General features: G+C 70.8%; 4 protein-coding genes. 3 read left to right on the top strand and 1 reads right to left on the bottom strand.

What is annotated here, in order from left to right; genetic code table 11:
• The coding region (gene rpsP / locus ACE3T5_RS21535) for a 30S ribosomal protein S16 (RefSeq protein WP_374670157.1) at positions 1-213 on the bottom strand (213 nt) is incomplete at its 3' end.
• Positions 214-367: 154 nt separating this feature from the next.
• On the opposite strand from rpsP, the gene ACE3T5_RS21530 reads away from it, so the two are divergent.
• From ACE3T5_RS21530 to ACE3T5_RS21520, 3 genes are all read left to right on the top strand, one after another.
• Positions 368-895, top strand: a complete 528-nt coding sequence (locus tag ACE3T5_RS21530; RefSeq protein WP_374670156.1) for an N-acetyltransferase family protein — start codon at positions 368-370, stop codon at positions 893-895.
• 2 nt (positions 896-897) lie between these two features.
• Positions 898-1344, top strand: coding sequence for a hypothetical protein (locus ACE3T5_RS21525; protein WP_374670158.1), 447 nt, complete (start codon positions 898-900; stop codon positions 1342-1344).
• Positions 1345-1436: 92 nt separating this feature from the next.
• Positions 1437-1982 carry an N-acetyltransferase family protein gene (locus ACE3T5_RS21520; RefSeq protein ID WP_374670155.1) on the top strand — a complete coding sequence of 182 codons (546 nt, stop codon included), beginning with the start codon at positions 1437-1439 and terminating at the stop codon, positions 1980-1982.
• Positions 1983-2025 lie beyond the last annotated feature (43 nt).

Raw genomic sequence — 2025 nt, 5'->3', positions numbered from 1 at the left:
CACCGTGGGCGAAGCCTGGGCGCCGACGCTGCGCCAGTGGGTCAGGCGGTCCTGCGCGATGCGCAGGCCTTCGGCGCCACCGGTGGCCAGCGGGTTGTAGAAACCCAGGCGCTCGATGAAGCGGCCGTCGCGACGGTCACGCTTGTCGGCGACGACGATGTTGAAGAACGGACGGGCTTTGGAGCCGCCGCGGGCGAGTCGGATCACGACCATGATTTATCCTTCGGGTGGTTCGGGCGGCATCACCTGATGCTGCCCCGGGTTCTCTCGGCGTTGAGACACGCGACTGGCCACCCGGCCAGCGACACACCGAAAAGCCCGCGATTCTAGCAGCCTTGCCCCACCCCCGCCTCTTTCCGCCCCCGCCATGCCCCTGATCCGACCGAGCACGGACGCCGACGTGCCCGCCATCACCGCCATCTACGCCCACCACGTCCTGCACGGCACGGGCACCTTCGAGACCACGCCGCCGACCGAGGCGGACATGGCCGCGCGCCGTACCGACGTGCTGGGCAAGGGCCTGCCCTACCTGGTGACCGAAGAGGCCGGCCAGGTGCTGGGCTTCGCCTACTGCCAGTGGTTCAAGCCCCGCCCGGCCTACCGCTTCTCGGCAGAGGATTCGATCTACCTGCACCCCGAGGCTGCCGGCCGCGGCGCGGGCCGCGCGCTGCTGACCGAGCTGATGGCCCGCGCCGAGGCCGTGGGCGTGCGCAAGCTGATCGCGGTGATCGGCGATTCGGGCAACGCCGGCTCGGTGGGCGTGCATCGCGCCTGCGGCTTCCAGCCGGTGGGCACGCTCGCCAATTGCGGCTGGAAGTTCGGCCGCTGGCTCGACGTGGTGCTGATGGACCGCTACCTGGGTGAAGGCGCCACCACCCCGGCGGAGCCCGCATGAGGATGAAGAGCAAGACCGTCGCCGCCTGGCTGGCCTTCTTCGGCGGCCCGCTCGGCCTGCATCGCTTCTATCTGCACGGCCTGGGCGACCTGATCGGCTGGGCGCTGCCGATTCCCACCGCACTCGGCGTGCACGGCATCCTGCGGGTGCAGCAGTACGGGCAGGACGATCCCCTGTCGTGGCTGCTGATCCCGCTGCTGGGCTTCACCATCGCCGGCTGCTGCCTGACGGCCATCGTCTACGCCCTGGCCACGCCCGAGAGGTGGAACGCCCGCCACAACCCTGCCGCGCCCGCGGACGCACCGGCCGGGCGCACCCACTGGGGCACGATCTTCGCGATCATCGCCGCGCTCATGATCGGCGCCGGCGTGCTCATGGCCTCCATCGCCTTCAGCTTCCAGCGCTACTTCGAGCACCAGGTCGAGGAAGGGCGTCGCATCAGCCAGTAGGGCCTGCATGGCGCCATGCGCACGCGGCATGAGGCACCGCGTGCGGCATGCGGTAGATTGGAGCGTCCATTCACCCGAACCGGAGCACCGCAATGGACAGCGCCGCCCACAAGGCCGACGCCACCGACGTCATCATCCGCGCCATGGAGCCCGCCGACGCGCTCGGCGTGTCGGCCCTCCTGGGCCGCATCGGCACCGTGGAAGGCACCCTGCAGATCCCCGATGCCGCGCTCGCCTCACGGCTGGAGCACCTGCAGCGCGTGGAACCGCAGGATTGCAAGCTGGTCGCCGTGGCCGGCGGGCAGATCGTCGGCTCCGCCGGCCTGCACACGGTGCAGACGAGCCTGCGGCGCCGCCATGTGCGCCAGCTGGGCATCGGCCTCATGCCGGAGTGGCAGGGCCGCGGGCTCGGCCGCCAGATGATCACGCGCCTGCTGGACTGGGCGGACAACTGGGCCGGCGTGCTGCGGGTCGAGCTGCATGTGCACGCGGACAATCCGCGCGCCATCGCGCTGTACAGGAGCCTGGGCTTCGTGGAGGAAGGCCGGCACGTCGGCTACGCGCTCAAGAGCGGGCAGTACGTGGACAGCTTCTCGATGGCGCGGCTGCATCCGCGGCCGCCGGTGATGCCGCGCTGAGGCGTCCGCCCCGCAGGCTGGGGTGTAGCGCAGCGCAACCCCA

Origin of the sequence: Ramlibacter sp., assembly GCF_041916345.1 — a bacterium.
GTDB lineage: Bacteria > Pseudomonadota > Gammaproteobacteria > Burkholderiales > Burkholderiaceae_C > Ramlibacter.
This window is presented reverse-complemented; position numbering and strand designations above follow the sequence as displayed.